Annotated in this window: 19 protein-coding genes; all 19 read left to right on the top strand. The window is 67.0% G+C overall.

Going from position 1 to position 18306, the window contains the following annotated elements; genetic code table 11:
- Positions 1–66 precede the first annotated feature (66 nt).
- The 19 genes from G3N18_RS16385 to G3N18_RS00110 all read left to right on the top strand — a co-directional run bounded on the left by G3N18_RS16385 (position 67) and on the right by G3N18_RS00110 (position 18279).
- A complete protein-coding gene (locus tag G3N18_RS16385) occupies positions 67–780 on the top strand; it encodes a helix-turn-helix domain-containing protein (RefSeq protein WP_196382323.1) in 714 nt (237 codons plus the stop codon).
- Between the two features lie 65 nt (positions 781–845).
- Entirely contained in the window at positions 846–1349 is a 504-nt protein-coding gene (locus G3N18_RS00195) for a hypothetical protein (RefSeq protein WP_143822699.1), read from the top strand.
- A 180-nt stretch (positions 1350–1529) separates the two neighbouring features.
- Positions 1530–2888, top strand: a complete 1359-nt coding sequence (locus G3N18_RS00190; protein WP_196382322.1) for a hypothetical protein — start codon at positions 1530–1532, stop codon at positions 2886–2888.
- Positions 2889–3133: 245 nt separating this feature from the next.
- Positions 3134–4021, top strand: a complete 888-nt coding sequence (locus tag G3N18_RS00185) for a bifunctional DNA primase/polymerase (RefSeq protein ID WP_087138250.1) — start codon at positions 3134–3136, stop codon at positions 4019–4021.
- A 77-nt stretch (positions 4022–4098) separates the two neighbouring features.
- The gene (locus G3N18_RS00180) at positions 4099–4833 is read left to right on the top strand and encodes a DUF2637 domain-containing protein (RefSeq protein ID WP_338038067.1); all 735 of its coding nucleotides are present in this window, start codon (positions 4099–4101) and stop codon (positions 4831–4833) included.
- Positions 4826–5272: a hypothetical protein gene (locus tag G3N18_RS00175; protein WP_143822701.1), complete on the top strand. Its 447-nt coding sequence runs from the start codon at positions 4826–4828 to the stop codon at positions 5270–5272. The genes G3N18_RS00180 and G3N18_RS00175 overlap by 8 nt, the downstream gene beginning before the upstream one ends.
- Positions 5273–5534: 262 nt before the next feature.
- A complete protein-coding gene (locus G3N18_RS00170; RefSeq protein WP_087138254.1) occupies positions 5535–6383 on the top strand; it encodes a hypothetical protein in 849 nt (282 codons plus the stop codon).
- Entirely contained in the window at positions 6380–7501 is a 1122-nt protein-coding gene (locus G3N18_RS00165; RefSeq protein WP_087138256.1) for a ParB N-terminal domain-containing protein, read from the top strand. The genes G3N18_RS00170 and G3N18_RS00165 overlap by 4 nt, the downstream gene beginning before the upstream one ends.
- On the top strand, positions 7488–7952 hold the full coding sequence (locus tag G3N18_RS00160) for a hypothetical protein (RefSeq protein ID WP_087138258.1): 465 nt from the start codon (positions 7488–7490) through the stop codon (positions 7950–7952). Before G3N18_RS00165 ends, G3N18_RS00160 begins: the two co-directional genes overlap by 14 nt.
- 76 nt (positions 7953–8028) lie before the next feature.
- Positions 8029–8727, top strand: a complete 699-nt coding sequence (locus tag G3N18_RS00155) for a hypothetical protein (RefSeq protein WP_087138260.1) — start codon at positions 8029–8031, stop codon at positions 8725–8727.
- Positions 8728–8740: 13 nt separating this feature from the next.
- Entirely contained in the window at positions 8741–9907 is a 1167-nt protein-coding gene (locus G3N18_RS00150) for a M23 family metallopeptidase (RefSeq protein WP_087138263.1), read from the top strand.
- A 76-nt stretch (positions 9908–9983) separates the two neighbouring features.
- Positions 9984–10283 (top strand): DUF6112 family protein, encoded by a 300-nt coding sequence (locus G3N18_RS00145; protein WP_087138266.1) that lies wholly within the window; start codon positions 9984–9986, stop codon positions 10281–10283.
- An 86-nt stretch (positions 10284–10369) separates the two neighbouring features.
- Positions 10370–10693, top strand: coding sequence for a DUF6112 family protein (locus G3N18_RS00140; protein WP_087138268.1), 324 nt, complete (start codon positions 10370–10372; stop codon positions 10691–10693).
- A 36-nt stretch (positions 10694–10729) separates the two neighbouring features.
- Positions 10730–12154, top strand: coding sequence for a TrbL/VirB6 family protein (locus G3N18_RS00135; protein ID WP_183086099.1), 1425 nt, complete (start codon positions 10730–10732; stop codon positions 12152–12154).
- A gap of 181 nt (positions 12155–12335) precedes the next feature.
- Complete coding sequence (locus G3N18_RS00130; RefSeq protein WP_196382321.1) at positions 12336–13799, top strand: SCO6880 family protein; 1464 nt, start codon at positions 12336–12338, stop codon at positions 13797–13799.
- 57 nt (positions 13800–13856) lie between these two features.
- A complete protein-coding gene (locus G3N18_RS00125; RefSeq protein ID WP_196382320.1) occupies positions 13857–15380 on the top strand; it encodes an ATP-binding protein in 1524 nt (507 codons plus the stop codon).
- A 77-nt stretch (positions 15381–15457) separates the two neighbouring features.
- A complete protein-coding gene (locus G3N18_RS00120) occupies positions 15458–15889 on the top strand; it encodes a hypothetical protein (protein WP_143822628.1) in 432 nt (143 codons plus the stop codon).
- Complete coding sequence (locus G3N18_RS00115) at positions 15886–16431, top strand: hypothetical protein (protein WP_143822627.1); 546 nt, start codon at positions 15886–15888, stop codon at positions 16429–16431. The genes G3N18_RS00120 and G3N18_RS00115 overlap by 4 nt, the downstream gene beginning before the upstream one ends.
- Positions 16432–16512: 81 nt before the next feature.
- Positions 16513–18279, top strand: coding sequence for a type IV secretory system conjugative DNA transfer family protein (locus G3N18_RS00110; protein WP_196382319.1), 1767 nt, complete (start codon positions 16513–16515; stop codon positions 18277–18279).
- Positions 18280–18306 lie beyond the last annotated feature (27 nt).

Raw genomic sequence — 18306 nt, 5'->3', positions numbered from 1 at the left:
GTAAAGCGCGTGCTCCACTCCGCCTCGACGGGTCGGGTTGCTGTCGACGCGACCAAGGTGATGATCGTGAACTCGGGCACCACGACGCTCAGGCACGAGACCGGTGAAGTCGATCTTGCCGCAGGGCAGGTCGTGCTGCTCCCTCCAGGCCGCTGGTATGCGGGAGAACCCGCCGGTCTAGTCATCACCACCACCGCATACATTGACACGGCATTCCTTGAGGAGCAGGAGCGCTGGATCACTCAGTCCAGCGCTCCTGCTCCTCTTGTGCTTTCAGATAGTCACCGGTCAGACCCGACCGTGCTCGACGTGCCTTCCACAGTGTTCCCGCACGTGAATGCTTCCCTGCAACGGTTGATCGACGGTGAACGGCACCATTTGCCGACACTTCGCCGCTTGAGTCTGGCAGTGGACCTGCTCGATATCCTCACGCGACCCGTCCCCGAGCACTCGCCCGAACACCCCTCGGTACGCCACGCAATGGCGTTGCTCATGAACGATCTTGGCCGCGCGTGGACCATGGATGTTCTCGCCGACGAGGCCGCGATCTCTCGATCGCAACTCGCCCGACTCTTCACCCGCCACGTCGGCACAAGCCCAGCAGCGTTCCTTCGCAACGAACGTTCACGACGCATGGCCGACCTTCTACGCTCAAGCAGCGACACCGTCGAAACCATCGCACGTCGCGTCGGATGGACCGACCCCAGCCACGCCTCACGCGCCTTCCGTCAGGTACACGGTCTGTCCCCGCAGCAGTATCGGCAAATTTACCGACGATAGACGACTGCCCGATACCAGTGACCGCCAACTGGGTCCTACCTCACAGGTACGCCGACCACGCCATCGTGCGCGCGAACCTGCGAGGGAAGGAACCACCAGCATCGACGTCCACGAACGCTGCGGATCCTCGGCGCAAGATAAGCCCGCCGAGCGCCCTGTCTCTCGGCATCATCGTCTGGACCGATGACCCGGAGGTCGAGCCGACCGTGATCGCCGACCGGAACCCGGTCGCGTTGGCGCGGGCGGTGGCGGTCACGATCCACGAGATGCTCGAAGACTCTGAGGCATATGCCGGGGCGACGGAGTTCCTACAGTCGAATCCGCCGCCGCCGGATTGGGTACTGCCCGAGGACGTGGATGCGTGGTTGGAAGCGCTGCGGGAGGCGACGCCGTACCCGGCGTACTCGTTCCACCACGTGCCCCTGACGGGCGGCGCGGACGGAACGAACCACACCGTCATCAACCGCTATCTGCAGCACACGTTGCAGGAACGTGAGGATGCTCTCACCCCTGACTCGTCGCCGAGCGCCGTCGCTGGCCACTCGTCAGGGCGTCACCTCGCACGCTGACCCGGTTGCGGGGTTTGACGTTTCGGCGCATGTTTTTGATGGTTCGACGCGTCTTTGCCGGGATGCCTCGACCTTGACACGGTCTTGTGCGTACCTCTGGAACAGCACCACCTGTGGCACCTGAGCGTTCAGGTGCGGGTGCGTGTTCTGTGTATCCGAGTGTGATTGGAGTTTTTCGTCATGTCCGATATCACGCTCCCGCCTTTGGGGTATTCGCCTGAGCCGCCGCGCCCGCATCGGGTGGTGATCGCTTTCGATGTCCTCGCCCGCACTCAGGCTGAGGCGCAGCACATGGTCGACGAAGTGCTGGTCGAAGAACTCGCTGGTCCTCCCGAACAGCTCCGCACAGGCGGTGACCGGGTGTTCGGCGAAGAGTTCGGCGACGACGTCCCGCACATCCGCTCCTGGATACCCGCAGCCGAGGCCTCGTCTACCCCGCCGGTCGTGGTGCAGTCGCCGGGGTGGGAGGCGTTCGAGGGGTCGGGGATCCCGGAGATCGTGGCGGAGATGTTCCCACCCGAACCGCGCGTCGGTGACTTCCGCCTCCCAGACGGCAGGCCCGACCAGGAGGGTTTCGAGGACGCACACGAGCAGTGGCGGGACGAGTGTCTCTCGCTTGCCGTGCAAGCATCACGTCTCCCGGAGACTTTGGATCGGTTGGAGCAGGCCGAGCGGGTCCGGGACGGCCTCATCGACCTCCTGGAGCGGGAGCGGTTGCCGGTGGAGCCGGTGAAGGAGGACTATCTCGTCACGGTCGCCCCGTCGTTCGAGGGCGAGTACGACGACATGCGATTTAGATCCGACCACGCCCAGTGGCGGTCCGAGTTCACCGCGACCGCACAACGCCGCGAACACGCCCTGCAGGGACTCGTCGCCGAGGGCGGTCCGCGGACGTCGTTCCTTCCGGAGCGGTTTCACCGCGAGTGGGTGCCGTCGGATCTGATCGCCCTGCAGACCCTCCGCGTCCTCGTGGAACGGGAGAAGGCCGGGGAAGGCAGGCCGTTGTTGGACCGGCGGGAGCGGGAAGAACTGGAGGCGATGTTATTCGCCGCCGACCCCGACGTCAGCGTTCCTGATCCGGATGATCCGGTCGGTGTGCCGATCTACGAGGGGCCGGCGTCGGAGGCGCATGCGTGGATCGTCCCCGGCGTCTACGACGCGACCGGGATCGCCGGAGAAGGCCAGTTCCGACTCGTCGTGGGCCGCATCCCCGTCGGCGATGGGGCGACGGCATCGGCGGCGTTTCCACCCGTTGAGCATGACGGTGCCGTGGTGAACGAGATCGCCCGCATCCTCGAGCAGGACACCGAACAGCTCAACCCGGCCGTGGTCCTTGATCGGATCAACGCCGCAGTCCTCGCTACCGGTCGCACTGGCGCCGCTCCCGGGGACATTCGCCCTCTCGAGCAGGCGCTGACCAGGCTGGAACGCGGGGCACTGCTGAGCGAGTTACTCGCGGAACGAGAGCAGCACCTGAGCACCGATCCTGACGGCCCCGAGCCGCCCTCCCCGGGTCGTGATTCTGGCCGAAGCCTGTAGCAGAGGGCCGCCGTTGGCCGGTGGAGGCGGGTGCCGGTGTGTTTGACGATTTGGCGCATGTTCTTGACGAAACGGCGCATCCTGCCCCGGAACGCTCGTGGCGACCATGCGAGTTCGGGTAGGGGTTGAGGTTCAGAAGGGATGCTCAGAGCGGAGATTCTGCTGGCAGCACGGCTGCTGCCCGCACCTTCCCAGTGACACCGCGCACGAGCCCCGGCCCGTGCCGTGTACTGAAGGAGGTGCGCATGGTCATCACCGACCCCGAAGTTTGGCCGATGCCCGCGGAGCTTCCTGGAGTGCTCGCGCACGCTGCCTCCGTCTACGCTGCGGCGGGCATCCCGGTGTTCCCGTGCGCGCCCGGTCAGAAGCGCCCGCTCACCGTGCATGGGTTCCGTGACGCCACCACCGACCCCGCGCAAATCGCCGCCTGGTGGGGACGGCATCCGGAAGCGAATATCGGCATCCCCACCGGGACCGTGATCGGCGTGCTGGACGTGGATGTACACGCCACCGGCAGCGGATACCCGATCCTCCGCACCCTGCAACGAGAGGGGCTGATCGGCGGGTGGGGGCAGGCCGTGCGCTCCCCATCGGGTGGATTGCACTTGTACTACCCGACAGCCCCAGACGCTGCTCAACGATCGTGGTCGCGGGGGCGGGCGCATGTGGACTTCCGCGGCACCGGCGGCTACATCGTCGCCCCACCCTCCACCATCACCTCCGGCCACGGGGACCGCCGCTACGAGGTGATCGCCCGGGGTCGTCGCCCGCGCCCCGTTGACGCGGATGCGATCCGCGAGCTGCTGACGCCTCAGCCAGGGCGAACACTCCGCCCGGTCGATCCGGCGATGCTGCGGGAGCGGCCGGTGGAGCATCTCGCGGCCTGGGTCGCCGCGCTACCGGAGGGGAACCGGAACGCGGGACTGTTCTGGGCGGCATGCCGACTTGCTGAGGCCGGCCTGCCCGAGCTCGACACTCTCGGTGCGCTCGAGCCTGCCGCGTCCGCCGCCGGCCTCGAGGCGCGGGAAATCGCGGCAACGATCCGCTCCGCCCACCGTGCCACGACGATCGCTGAGGCGCCGGACGATCCTGTCGCGCAGACCGTCCGATCCTTGTCGGGGATCGGGAGGTAGCGGTGACCGGCCCGGCAGTGACAGCTCGCGTCCCGCGCGGTCTTGACCTGCGCCCGGACGGAGTTCCCATTGCTGGTGTGTCGCGGTTCGTGGTCCTGCTCGCAGTCACCGGGACGATCCTGCTCGCCCTGGGAGCGTTCTGGCTATCGTTCACCACCCTTCGTGACCTCGCCGTCCTCTCCGGGATCCCCGAGGGGCAGGCGTGGATGTGGCCGCTGATCGTGGACGGTGTGATCCTGGAGGCCACGATCAGTGTCGTCGCGCTGCGGGATTCCGCCCGCACCGCGAGGCGGGTCGCGTGGCTCCTGCTGGGCGCAGGTGCCGGAGTGAGCGTGGCGGCGAACATCACCCACGCGGTCGTCGCCGCCGATACCCGCGTCCCCGCCCTGATCGCCGCGCTGGTCGCGTCGGTACCACCGCTGGTGCTGCTCGCGATGACGCATCTCACCGTCGAACTCACTCGCAACACCGCATCGTCTCCGACCATTCAGGAGCCGAGCATTCGACCACTGGTCCCTACCGAGAGCACGGTCGCAATGACCGACACCCTGGATCGCTCCGAGCAGGACGCGATACCCAAGCCGCAGGAGATAACGGTGGCGGCGCCGCCGGAACTGAGCGTCACCGAACAGCCGTCGAGATCCCGTGGAGGAAGTGGGCAGCAGGGAGACGCGCGTGCTCGGGCGCTCGCGCTGAGTGCGGAGGGTGTGTCGAAGCGGCAGATCGCCGCGCAGCTGGGCGTGCACCCGACCACGGTCGGCCGATGGGTAAACGCACCTGACCGGCAACAGGACGGAGACTCCCATGACTGACCCCACCACCCCCGACCACCAGCACGTCGACCACCAGCGCCTCGCGGATCACGACCAGCGGACGGGTGCGAGCAAGCACACCGATGCGCCACCGACATCGACGCCAACGGGGGCGGCTGAGGATGCGCGGGCATCGGAGTTCGCTACCCACGGCGATCCCACGCTCGTCCGAGGAGGAGGCGCCAGTCCGGTCTCGCCTCGTCCGGGCGTGCAGTGGGTGCGTCCCACGGATGTCGCCGCCCGCGCCGGGGCCGTCGTTTTGGACCGTGGTGCGGAGCTGAACATGCGCCTGCGTGATGCGGTGCTTGACGGGGTTCGTGAGGGGCGTGCGCAGTTGCAGGAGCGTCTGGCCCGCCGCGAGGAGGCCCTGGACCCAGATTCGAGCAGTCCGACAAATGCGCGGGAGCGTGTGGTCGGGAGAACGGGGGTGAGCCGGTGATCGCTGCCTGTCCCGGCACCACCCGAGTGCCGCACGACACCCACACCCCCTGACCACGTATCGCGCCGTTCCGGTTGCTCACGGTCGCACCGGACGGCACCGCACAGACCCGCGCACGCTGGGCGGGTCTGCTGGTCTCCTCATGCCTCCGCACGGCCGTGATGCCTGCGGTGGGCGGTGCTCGGTGACTCCAAGGCGGGGTTCGTCGGGATGGGTGTCGCACCTATCTGTTGACGGATCTCATCACGTTTCAGGAGTCGCTATGAACCATCACCCATCCACCCGTCCGGCAGTCGCGTCACCGCTGCCGGACTTCACCACGAGCGAGGGGCTGCGCGAGCTGCTCACGGAATTAAACGAGCACAACGCCTGGGCGAACAGCCCGGTCGCTGCCGAGCTCATGGTCTACGCGACACGGAAGTATGCGCCGATCGCGAAAGCCTGGCGGCGCGATCCCGCCGACGCCGCCTACGAGGCATTCCTCGCGATGCGGCAACCGACCACGCTGCGCGCGGATGATCCGTGGGCGGTAGTCACGCGTGCGGTCGCGCTCGGCATCGCCGCCGAGGTGCACGCCGACCGTAACATGACCAGCCAGGACAAGGCGCGGCGTCCGTCGAAGAGACCGGCGGAGGAGCCGATGCGGGCCGGGCATTACGAGGAGTTCTTCTACGACGTCCACCCCCACGCCCACACCCTGTACGCGAGGGACGACGGCGGGGAGGATCGGTCGGTGGATCGGGTGATCCGCGCGACCTGCGTGTTCCTCGTCCTCACCGACTGGCCCGCCCGTCCCGTTGAGCAGGCCGTGGACTACATCGCCCACCGCATCACCGGCCTGTCCTCCGGGACTTCCGCGCTCGAGATCGTCGCCAAGGAGCTGCATATCGCGATCCGCCTCGGATACACCCCCGACGAATGGGCCAGCCTCGTCCGCCTGGTCGTCGGCACCAAGACAGGGAAACGGAAGGCCGGGGACTACGGGCTGTTCGCCCGGGTGCTCCTCGGTGACGACGTCGCCGACCTCCTCCGCGACGAGACCCTCGTGACAACCTCCCGCCGGATGGCGTCCATACCTGACGGGCAGGAAGGCAAGGGAGGTGCGTCATGAGTCGGGGTCATTTGGTGTTGGAGCATGCGACGGATCAGATCATCGATGGTCACTCCTACCGGCGTGACCTCGGCGACTTGGGGGAGTTGACGGAGTCGATCCGCCGGTTCGGGTTGCTGTCACCGATCGTGATCACCACCGGCAACGTCCTCATCTCCGGCAACCGCCGCCTCGCCGTCATGCGCACCCTCGGACACCGCACCGTGCCCGTATGGGTTGTGCAGGGAGTCTCCGACAAGCTCTCCACCGTCCTCGCGATCCAGGACGAGAACACCCTCCACAAGATGCTCACCCCCATCGAACAAGCAGAACTCTACGAGGAACTCAAGCAGCTCTACGCCGAAGAAGCTGAACGGCGGGAGACTGCGACCCGGTTCGGTTCCGAGACCCGGGATGAACGGATCGCGCAGGCCCACGATGCCGCACCACAGGGTGGAATGCACGGGGGTGTTGATTCAACACCCCCGCAGCAGACGAGCACCACGGGCGGTGGGAAGACGAGAGTGCAAGCCGCGAAAGCCGTGACCGGGCGGGACTCTCACTCGATGCTCGATCAGGTCGTGGAGCTCAAGCAGATCGCCGCGTCCGACAACGAGCATCCCGAGGTGCGGCAGGCCGCTGCCGAAGCGCTGCTCGAGTTGAACACGGATGGGAAGGTCAACGGCCGCTATCTGCGAGTGAAGCTCCTCCAAGCCCTGAACACCCTGCAGCGATGGGCGCTCGACCCCGACGAGCCCGACGCGGTCCGAGAGGCGGCCGCAGCGGAGCTCGAGTTGGTGAAGGCGCAGGAGCATCCCAAGGATGCGATGAAGGAAGCAACGCGGGCGTTGGGGAGGGTGGGTCAGTTGCGGACGGATGCCGCAGCTCTCGCGCCGCGGGAGGGGTGGAAGGACGCGGACCCGTTGCTGCGGCAGAAACACGCCATCCGCAAGCTCGTTGATCTGCTGCGCCGGGAGTACGGCTGGTGGGACCGCTACGAACCGGCCGACTTCGGAAGATATGCCGACGAAGAGCAGTGGGAACTCGTCGAGACCTACATCACCGAAGCAGGCCGGTTCCTCGACCAGGCCAGCACCGCACGTATGACGAGCGAGGACGGCGCTGATGCCGACGTTTGAGGACTCGTCCCGGGACGCGGACGAGCTGGCGGAAGCCGCGCGCGGGCTGGCGTATGCGACCCGGCAGGTCGAGACCCCGGAGGACACTTATGAGGTGCTCGGGTCATTGCATCTGACGTTGTCGCGGATCCAGCAGGGGCTTCAGCAGCTCGCGGCCTGGCACGACCGGCATTCCTCGTTCGCTGCTACCGACGACGGTGACTGGGCTGCGGGGCACGATCACGCGGTCAAAGCATCGGGGTGGTTGTCGATCGCCGCTGCCTCCACGGAGCAGGTGGTCCAGCTCGTGATGAAAGCTCACAGTGAGAACGGGCGGATCGCCTGGCAGCCCGAGGCCGCACCGACACGATCTGTGGGGCTCGCTGAAGCACTCGTGGAACGGGAAGCTGCCCTCGACCCCGACCCCCCAGCAAGCGGACACACCAACCAGAGCAGGGGCCTCTCGCGCTGAGAGCGGAACGGACGGCGGGCGGGCGGCGCACCTATCGGGTGACCCCGCCCGCCCCTCTATTGGAAGGCCCCACTTCATGTCTTCTCCTCACACCGACGACCAGCAGCGTCGTCGTCGCCGTCTGATCATCACCCTCACCGCGACCGGTCTCGTCATCGCGGTGCTCGCCGGTGTCGGCATCTACGGCCTCGTCACCGGCCCCCACGGCAGTGAGGATCCCGGGGAGCGCACACCCACCTCGTCCACGGCACCGCTCGACCCCGTCGACCCGACTGGGCAGCCGGGCGAAGCCGATCTGCCGGCCTTGCCGCGCACGAATAACCCCGAGACCTACGTGCGCGCGGTCGCTGTGGCGTTGTTCGACTGGGATACCTTTACCCTCCTGACTCCTGCTGATCACCGGGGTGTGTTGATCGAGGACGCGGACCCGTCCGGCACGGAGACGCCGGGGCTGATCGCGGACATGGACGGGTACTTCCCGTCGGCGTCGACGTGGCGGGATCTTGCCGAGTACCGCACCCGCCAACACATTGAGATCGACCGGGTATTCGTCCCCGCACAGTGGGAGGAAGCGGTCGCCGCCTCCGGCGGGCACCTCACCGACGGCACGGTCGCGTACACGGTCGAAGGCATCAGGCACCGGGACGGCGTCTGGTACGACGACCCCGTCCAGAGCGAGCATGCGGTGGCGTTCACGGTGTTCGTGTCCTGCCAGCCTGTGTTCGACCGGTGCCATCTGCTGCGCCTATCCGAACTCGACAACCCCCTCCGATAGGCCGGGGCACGGGATGAAGAAGCTCCTTGCTGCCGCAGCCACGTTTATGCTGCTCGCCCCGATGCTGGGGCTGCTCAGCATTGGTCTGCTCGTGAACCCGGCCGTCCTCAACCAGGGGAACTGCATCGCCAGCGGTGTGATCCTCGGGCCGATCCCGGACTCGCTCCAGGTGACGATGAAAGACGGGTACACGTTCACTCTCAACAAGCAGCAGCTCACCCACGCCGGGACGATCATCACCGTCGGAGCGAATACTCCTGGGGTGGGGCGGGACGGGATTTTGATCGCGTTGATGGCGGCGCTGACGGAGTCGACGCTGCGGCAGCTCGCCAATACCGGCACCTACCCCGAATCCGGGAGCTACCCGAACGACGGGAACGGCTCCGATCACGACAGCTTGGGTCTGTTCCAGATGCGCCCGCAGTCCGGGTGGGGCACCGTTGCCGAGCTCATGGACACCACCTATCAGGCGCGGGCGTTCTATGGCGGACCCGATGGACCGAATTATCCCTCACCGCGGGGGCTGCTCGATATTCCGGGGTGGCAGCAGATGGACAAGGGCGAAGCCGCCCAAGCCGTCGAAGTGTCCGCCTACCCGGACCGGTACCAGAACTACGAGCCCGTCGCCCGCACCATCCTCGACACCCTCACCCGCAACAACAGCGGCGGGAGCGGTGTGCCCGGGGACACGAACATTCCCGAGACGAGCCGGCTGGTGTTCCCACTGCCGACAGGCAGCTATGTGCACACGTCGTCGTTCGGGCCGCGGATTGACCCCATCACTGGTGAGGCGCGCCTGCACTCCGGCACGGACTGGGCAGCCCCCGACGGCACCCCGATCTTTGCTCTCGCCGACGGCCTGGTCACCTATGCGGGGATGGTCGATGGGTATTCGGGGCAGATCACTATCGAGCACACCATCGGCGGCGAAAAGGTCGCGACGAAGTACATCCACATGTGGGCACACGGCATCCACGTCACCACTGGCGACAGGGTCACCGCCGGCCAACACATCGGCGACGTCGGCAGCAGCGGCCACTCGACCGGCCCGCACCTGCACTTCCAAGTCCACCCTGGCGGCGCGAACGCCCCCGCCGTCGACGCTGAACCGTGGCTCGCAGAACGCGGTGTCGAGGGCATCGACGCCCCGGTCGGTGGCGGGCCAGGCTGCACCAGCTGAGCTGAGCGGGGCCTGGCGGGGTGGGTGGCGCACCTGACCGGTGCCCACCCACCCCCGTTGTCGTGAGGAGAACCGTATGCCTGCCATCACCTTGGCCCTGCTACAGGCTGAGAACGTCTACCCCGATCTCTCCAGTGTCGGAGGCCGCTCCACCCTCATCGAGATCGTCGGCGCGCTGCTCACGATCGTGTTGATCGCCTCGGTGCTCATGCTCGTCGTCTCCGGGATCGTGTGGGCAGTGTCCTCCTCCGCCGGGAACCCGCAGACCGCCGCGAAAGGGAAAGTCGGCGTGTTCGTCGCCCTCGGAGCCGCCGCCCTCGCAGGTGCCGGAGTGGCATGGATGAACTTCCTCCTGAACCTCGGAGACACCCTCTGAGCCTCGTCGCACGTTCCGGCATCGCACCTGTCCCAGTGACCCCGCACGACCGGGTACGGGGCGATCGCTTGTGAAGGAGCCCACCCATGCTTGCCGTTCTCGACACTCTCACCACCATCGCCGTGGTGCTGCCCGCGAATGTGGACATCACCCCGAACGACTCTGGACTGCCCGGTATCGCCGCGCTGCGCACGGTGGTGGGTGCGGTGATGACGATCGGGCTGATCCTGTCCGTCCTTGCCCTTATCGTCTCCGCCGTCGTGTGGGGCTTCGGCTCCAACTCCTCCAACCCGCATCTGGCGTCGAGGGGAAAGGTCGGGGTGCTGATCTCCTGCGGTGCGGCGATCATTACCGGCGCGTCGGTGACGTTGATCAACTTCTTCTGGAACGTCGGCCAGACCGTCTCCTAACCATCACCATCTCGACCCGTAGAAGGGAGGGGTGTTGTGGCTGGTATCTGTGACGTCCCCATCATCAGCAACGTCTGCGACGCCGTCGGCGAAGGTGCAGCCACCCTCGTCGCTGCACCATTCGACTGGCTCGCCCAAGCGATCGGGCACGCTGCGTCGTGGATCTTCCAAGGCGTGTGGGCGCTGCTTGACTCGACCACCCTGGTCGACATCACCGGGGCCGGCTACATCGGCGTGTACAACGTGATGTTCGGGATTGCGATCTTCGTCATGCTGATCTTCTTCTGCCTGCAACTCATCACCGGCCTCATCCGCCGCGACCCCACCGCCCTCTCCCGCGCCGCCCTCGGCCTCGGGAAGTCGGTGCTCGGGTCGTTCCTCGTCATCACGCTGACGGCAACACTGCTCGAGATCGTTGACCAGCTCTCGATTGGGATCATCCAGGCGACCGGGACGACGTTGGAGGAGATGGGTGGGAAGATCGGGGTCCTCGTCGCAGGTCTCACCGCGATCAACCTCACCGCCCCCGGTGCCGGGGCGATCATCACCATCTTCCTCAGCTTTTTAGCGATCTGCGCGGCAGCGATCGTCTGGTTCAGTCTCCTCATCCGCAAGGCCCTGATCTTGGTCGCCGTGGTGATGGCACCGATCGCCCTGTCGGGGGCGAGTTGGGATGCGACGAAGGGCTGGTTCGGGAAGTGGGCCAGCTTCGTGCTCGCGTTGATCTTCTCGAAGCTCGTGATCGTCGTGGTGTTCCTGGTGGCGATCAATCAGGTCAACGCGCCGATCGATATGGATCTCAGTTCGATTGCGGATCCGATCGCGGGGATTGTGCTGATGTTCATCGCTGCGTTCGCGCCCTACATGGTCTACAAGTTCATCTCCTTCGTCGGCTTCGACATGTACCACGTCATGTCCGCGGAGCAGGAGTCCAAGCAAGCCATGAACCGGCCCACGCCTCTCCCTGGGAAACCGGACGGTGGTGGGCCGCAGAAGATCCTCGACGGCGGGGACGGCGGCAAGAACGATGGTGGTGGAGGGAATCCGCCGCCCCCTCCAGGGGGTGGGCCCAAACCCTCGCCGGGCGGCGGAGGTGGTGCCGGAGCGGCGGGGAGCAGCGCAGGCGGTGGTGCTGCCGGAGGCGGTGCAGGAGCGGGGGCCGGGGCGGGTGCTGCAGCGGCAGGTCCGGTCGGGATCGCCGCAGTCGCCGGGGCGAAGATCGCCAAGGGCGCAGCGGAGGCCGGCCCGAAGCTCGGCGACGCGATCGGCCGCACCGCAGACGGCCACGCCGGAGCCGCCAGTGAGGGGCAGTCCGCGCCGCCACCACCTGACCTGTCAGTCCCGCCCACCCAGCCCACCACACCGGCGCCGAGCGCTCCTGCGCCAAAGCCGCAGGCACCGCCCGCGAACAACGGTGGCAGCGGGCAGACTCCGCCGCCGAAGCCGACGCCGAAGACCTGACCTGGAGACGATCCGCACCTGAGAGGAGATGATGTTCCGTCATCCGGGCGGTGGCCCGTGAACAGCACACCCCTGGTGGTCAGCAGCGACCTGAGCCCGGGGTGGTTCACGGGTCACCGCCTGCTGTGCTGTCCGTACCTGACCGGCGACCCCGATCCGTTCGCCTGTTCAGGAGCACCCTATGGCCAGCACTGCGTCCACCCGCACCGAGTTCGAACTGTCAGCGGTTAAGTTCTCCCGCCTCACCAAACGCGGGATCCTCCTCGGCCTCTCACTCCCACAAGTCATCGCCCTCTCCGTCGCGGTTACCGTGTTCATCGCCTCCCTTTACACCGGAGGCCCGGCCGCGTTGTACACGTCCCCGATCTGGGGCACCGGCGCTGCCCTCGCCTGGGTACCGGTCGGTGGGCGGAAGCTCGTCGAATGGGTCCCGATCACCCTGCACTGGGTGCTCCGGCAAGCCCTCCAGCAGACGAGGTATCGACGTCGGATTGTGAAGCCACGTCCCGCGGGAACCCTCGCGTTGCCTGGAGATGCGGCGCCGTTGCGTCAGTACGAGGATCCCGAGAGCGGGGCGGTGATGGTGCATGACCCGCACGGGCAGACCCTGACGGCGCTGGTGGAAGTCACACACCCCTCATTCATCCTCCTCGACCCCGGCGAGCAGGAACGCCGCGTGCACGCCTGGGGCCGTGTCCTGTCCACCGCGTGTCGGTCCACCCGGATCGCCCGTCTGCAGGTCCTGGAGCGCACGGTCCCCGACTCCGGGTCGGGGCTCGCGCAGTGGTGGGCTGAGCACGGCAATGACGATGACTCCTGGGTCGCGACGACGTACCGGGAGCTCATCGACCGGGCAGGCCCTGCCGGGGAACGCCACATCTCGACCATCTCCCTGAGCTTGGATATGCGCGCTGCGTCCCGTGCGATCCGCACCGCCGGCGGCAGCCTCAAAGGTGCCGCGGTCGTGTTGCGGCAGGAGATGGAGACGCTCACCACCGCGCTCCGCACCGCAGACCTCAAACCCTCTGACTGGTACACGCCAGGGCAGCTCGCCATCGTGCTCCGCTCCGCCTACGACCCCGCGATAGCCGCGACCCTGGAACGATCCGGCGAGATCGGACAGGACCTCGCCACCGCAGGCCCGGTCGCGGTCGAAGAGACCTGGGACCAGCTGCGCTCCGACTCCGCGCATCATGCGGTGTTGTGGATCAGTGAGTGGCCGCGCTCACTCGTCTACCCAGGGTTCCTCGCACCCGTACTCCTCTCCAGCGGGATCCGGCGGGCGTTCACGCTGCTGTGTGACCCGATCCGCTCCGATCAGGCAGCACGGGATATTCGGAAGAAGAAGACCGAATACATCAGTGATGCGGCGCAGCGGCAGAAGGTCGGGCAGATCGAAGACGCCCAGCAGTCCGCCGAATACCAAGACGTCCTCCAACAGGAAGCCGACCTCACCAGCGGACACGGCGTCCTCCGCTACACCGGACTCCTCGCCATCTCCGCGTCTACCGCCGATGAGCTGGAAGCTGCAGTGTCGGCGATAGAGCAGGCAGCGATCCAAGCGTCGTGCGAAACCCGTCGCCTGGTCGGGCAGCAGGCACAGGCGTTCGTCGCGGCAGCGCTGCCGCTCTGCCGAGGCATCTGAGACATGAGGCGTACCTGACCGGTGTCACTGCACACTCCGCCGGAAGGCCACCATTTCATGGGACTGCACACCAGCCCGAAGAAGCTCTACTCCACCGTTCTCGTCGAAGACGGCACAGGTCGGAAGAACCGCAAGACCCGGGAACGTGCCGCCCGGCAAGTCATCGCCCGGGAGAACGCCGAGCAACGCGCCGCTGAGAAGGCGAAGCTCGCCGCGGAACGAGCCGAGGCACGCTCGACGAACTACCTCCCCCGGAGCGGCGAGCCAGGTCCCGCGGGATTGCGGTCGTATCGGGGGTTTCGGGTGCCCGCGCATCAGGACACCTCCGCGGCGTTGCAGGGCGCGTACCCGTTCCTCGCCGAAGGCGGCCTCGGCTCCCAGGGCGTGTTCGTCGGGCAGGACATGTACTCCGGCGGATCCTTCGTCTACGACCCGTGGGTGCTCTACCAGCGCGGCATCATCACTGCCCCCAACCTCGTCCTCGCCGGCATCGTCGGCAGTGGGAAGTCGTCCCTCGCCAAGAGCCTCTACACCCGGTCCATCCCGTTCGGTCGCCGCGTCTACGTCCCCGGCGATCCAAAGGGTGAGCACACTGCCGTTGCGGAGGCGGTGGGCGGGAAAGCGATCGTCCTCGGGCATGGCCTGTCGAACCGTCTCAATCCGCTCGATGAGGGCTACCGGCCCGGCGGGCTCTCTGACGCGGAGTGGGCGTCCACGGTCGCTTCGCGTCGCCGGGATTTGATCGGTGCCCTTGCCGAGACGGTGTTGGAGCGGTCGTTGTCGCCGTTGGAGCACACAGTCATCGATATCGCCCTCCAAGCGGTTGTCGCGAGTAACGATGTGCCGATTCTGCCGATGGTCGTCGACCGCATCCTCACTCCCGACCCCACAGATGACGACCGGCTTGCCGAGGACGGGCGCATGGTCGGCCACGCGCTGCGCCGTCTCGTTTCCGGCGACCTCCAAGGCCTGTTCGACGGACCCTCCACAGTGACGTTTGATCCGACGTTGCCGATGATCACCCTCGACCTGTCCCGCGTCGTCGAAAACTCCACCCTCATCAGCGTGCTGATGACCTGCTCGTCGGCGTGGATGGAGTCCGCGCTGTTGGACCCGAACGGCGGGCAACGGTGGGTGGTCTATGACGAGGCGTGGCGGCTGATGTCGCATCCGGCGTTGTTGAAGCGGATGGACGCGCACTGGCGGCTCGCCCGACATTACGGGATCGCGAACCTGCTCATCTTTCACAAGCTCACCGACCTCGACAACGTCGGCGACCACGGCTCCGCCATGCGCTCCCTCGCCAACAGCCTGCTCGCGAATGCGGAGTCGCGGATCATCTACCGGCAAGAATCCGACCAGATCGGGACCACCGGGAAGACCCTCGGCCTCACCGGCACCGAACAGAAACTCCTCCCGTCGCTTGGGACGGGGCAGGGGCTGTGGCGGATCAAAGAATCGTCATACGTCGTCCAACATCAGTTGCACCCGGAGGAGTTGCGGGCCTTCGACACCACCCAGCGGATGACCCAGAAACCCCGGGAATTCAGGGATCCTGGACGCTCCGGAGACCTGTCTTGAGCGTAGACGGACCCGCCCCGGAACACTCGGATCCGGGTCATTCGGGCGGGGCGTCGGAGGAGGATCTGGTGCGGAGCATGATGGCGCTTGATGACGGGTTGCAGCGGATCGAGCAGCAATCGCAGGACCGGTTGATCCTGTTGTATGAGGATCCGGAGACGTTCGGAGCCGGGCATTTCGCGCTGTATCCCCTACACAGCTCCTCGCCGCGGTTCGCGATCGAGGAGCAGTACCCGCCCGGGGTCGACTGGTCCGATGAAGACCGTGTCCCGGTGTCCTGGACGTGGGCATCCGAAGCGCAGCTTCCACAGCCGGATGGGAGCTGGCCGTGGGTGACACTCTCGGAGGGTGAAGTCGCCTCCGCGGACTACGAGACGCTGCTGCACATCACGAGCGGGTGGGCGGACGCGCTGTGCGAGCTCATTGCGCGGGAGGAAGCCCTCACCACTGAACCCGTCGTTGGTGACGGGGCGGGGCGTTCGGGGCCGGGTCGCACCTTTCTGGCATGACCCTTCGACGCCGTCGCCAGAACAGCAACCAGACACATTCCGTGGCCCCAAAATCGGGGTTGGTGGTGCCTGCGGTGCTGCCGCAGATTCTCCTCGAAGCCGTGAACGCGGACACTCTTGTCGTGACCGTGAACGGTAACCGCCTTGCCGCTACCCCGATCCGCCGAGACGAGATCACAGCCACGGTGACGAAGCTCGTCGGGCGCTTCGGATCACCAACCCGGGTGGAGGTGCGAGAGATGGACGGCAGCGTCCACGCAGACATCCTTACGCCACCTGCGCCGGAGCCGCGGTCGCCGTTCGCTCCACCAGAAGACGCCGCACCCGCACTGGTAGCACTGCCGAGCCTTCTGGAGTTCACCGCGGACGGGTTCGTCCCCGGTGAAGACGTCGCCCTCGCGCTGATCCTCCGGCACAGCTCCGCAGGCCCGACCGGTTCCGCCCGCGCGCTCGTCGACCGCGGCGAGACCCCTCGCGCGACGGGTGAGGTGATCTTGTTGGGGCGGATCTCTGGCACCACTTCGGTGCAGCGGATCGACTGACCGCCCGCTTATCCGCTCGCCGTCGTACCTGTTGTCCTGACCCCGCGCGTTTGTCTTCTTCAGGGTCAGGAAGGTGCCGACATGTCTGGTCCTGTGCAGGCGAAACCCGCCAACGACCTCTTCATCAACCTCGCCCTCGGAGCCTTCATCACCGCCGCCGTGTTCACCGGGCTGCTGCGGGTGGCAGGCTCCGTGGCCGCGTTCCTCACCGGGCTGCCCGAACCGTCCGGGGGTTTCGCTTCCGGGATCAGCGTTCTTGCCACCCCCGCAGACCCGGGTGCGGCGCTTGGCGCGGAAGGCCTGAACCCCTTCGTCTACTGGGCAGTCGTCACCGTGTTCCTCGGTGCGCTCGGAACAGCGGGGTTCTTTTTGGTTCGGGCGGTTCACCGTTCCCGGTCGAAGACGGACCCGCACCGCCTTGCCGGGACGGCGACCGCGGTCGAGGTCGCCCGGGTCGCGTCACCGAAGGCATTGGTGAAGAAGGCTGCGACGTTGCGGCCCTCGCTGACCGGGACGCCGGCGCCGGGAGACGTCGGGTATCTCCTCGGCACGGGGAAGGGTGGACAGGTGTGGGCGACGGTTGAAGACTCGATCCTGCTGATCGGCCCACCCCGCTCGGGGAAGGGGTTGCATGTGGTGATCAACGCGATCCTCGACGCACCCGGCGCCGTCATCACCACCAGCACCCGCCCGGACAACCTCGCCGCGACGTTGAAGGCACGCGGGAAGAAGGGGAAGGTCGCGGTGTTCGACCCTCAGCAGCTCGCCCCAGGGCTCCCTGCGGGGATGCGGTGGTCGCCGGTGCGGGGCTGCCAGGACCCGCTGACGGCGATGATCCGCGCGAAGGGCCTCGCCACCGCCACAAGGTTCGGCGGGGTCCAGGACGCCGGGTTCTGGGAAGGGAAGACCACCACCGCGATCCAAACCCTTCTCCATGCCGCCGCCCTCGACGGTAGGGATGCGAAGACCCTGTATCAGTGGGCGCTGAACCCGACTCTCGCTGCCGACGCTGTCCGTATCCTCTCCTCGCATCCGGGAGCTGCGGAGGGATGGGCGGACTCCTTGGATGCGATGGTGCAGGCAGACCCGCGGACGAGGGATTCGATCTGGCAGGGTGTGTCCCTCGCGTTCTCGGCGCTCGCCGACCCTCGCGTCCTGGACGCGGTGTCGCCGGGGCCGGGTGAGGAGTTCGATCCGGAGGCGTTTCTTCTCGGCAACGGCACGCTCTACCTCCTGGCCACGGGAGCGGGGGCTGGGGCGTCGTCGGCGCTGGTGGCGGCGTTCATCGAGGACCTCGTTGAGACGGCGAGGAAGATCGCCGCCCGGTCGCCCGGCGCACGTATGGATCCGCCGCTGCTGCTGGCGTTGGATGAAATCGGGAACCTCGCGCCCTTGCCCAGTCTGCCGACGTTGATGGCGGAAGGCGGCGGTACCGGCATCACCCCGCTCCCGGTGCTGCAGTCCCTCGCTCAGGCGCGGGAGAAGTGGGGTGAGAATCAGGCGAACGCGATCTGGGACGCCTCCATCGTGAAAATCATCCTCGGCGGAGCCTCCAATAGCCGAGACCTGCAAGACCTCTCCACTCTGATCGGCGACCGCGACGAGACCACCGACTCTGTCACGACGGATGCGTATGGGGCGCACTCGTCGCAGCGGTCGATCCGGCGGGTGCCGATCCTGCCACCCGACGTCCTCCGCACGCTTCCGTTCGGCACGGGCGTCGTGATGCTCCGCACCGCCCGCCCCATCATCACCAACCTGCGCCCGTGGCCGTCCCGGGCCGATACGAAACAACTCCGCACGGACCGGGGTGAGGTCGAGCAGGCGCTCCAGGGCGGTGCCCGGTAGCACCCGGCGTGTAGGTCGGGGGCGTGG

It is taken from the genome of Microbacterium paulum (assembly GCF_015707995.1).
In the GTDB taxonomy this organism is placed as follows: domain Bacteria; phylum Actinomycetota; class Actinomycetes; order Actinomycetales; family Microbacteriaceae; genus Microbacterium; species Microbacterium paulum.
This window is presented reverse-complemented; position numbering and strand designations above follow the sequence as displayed.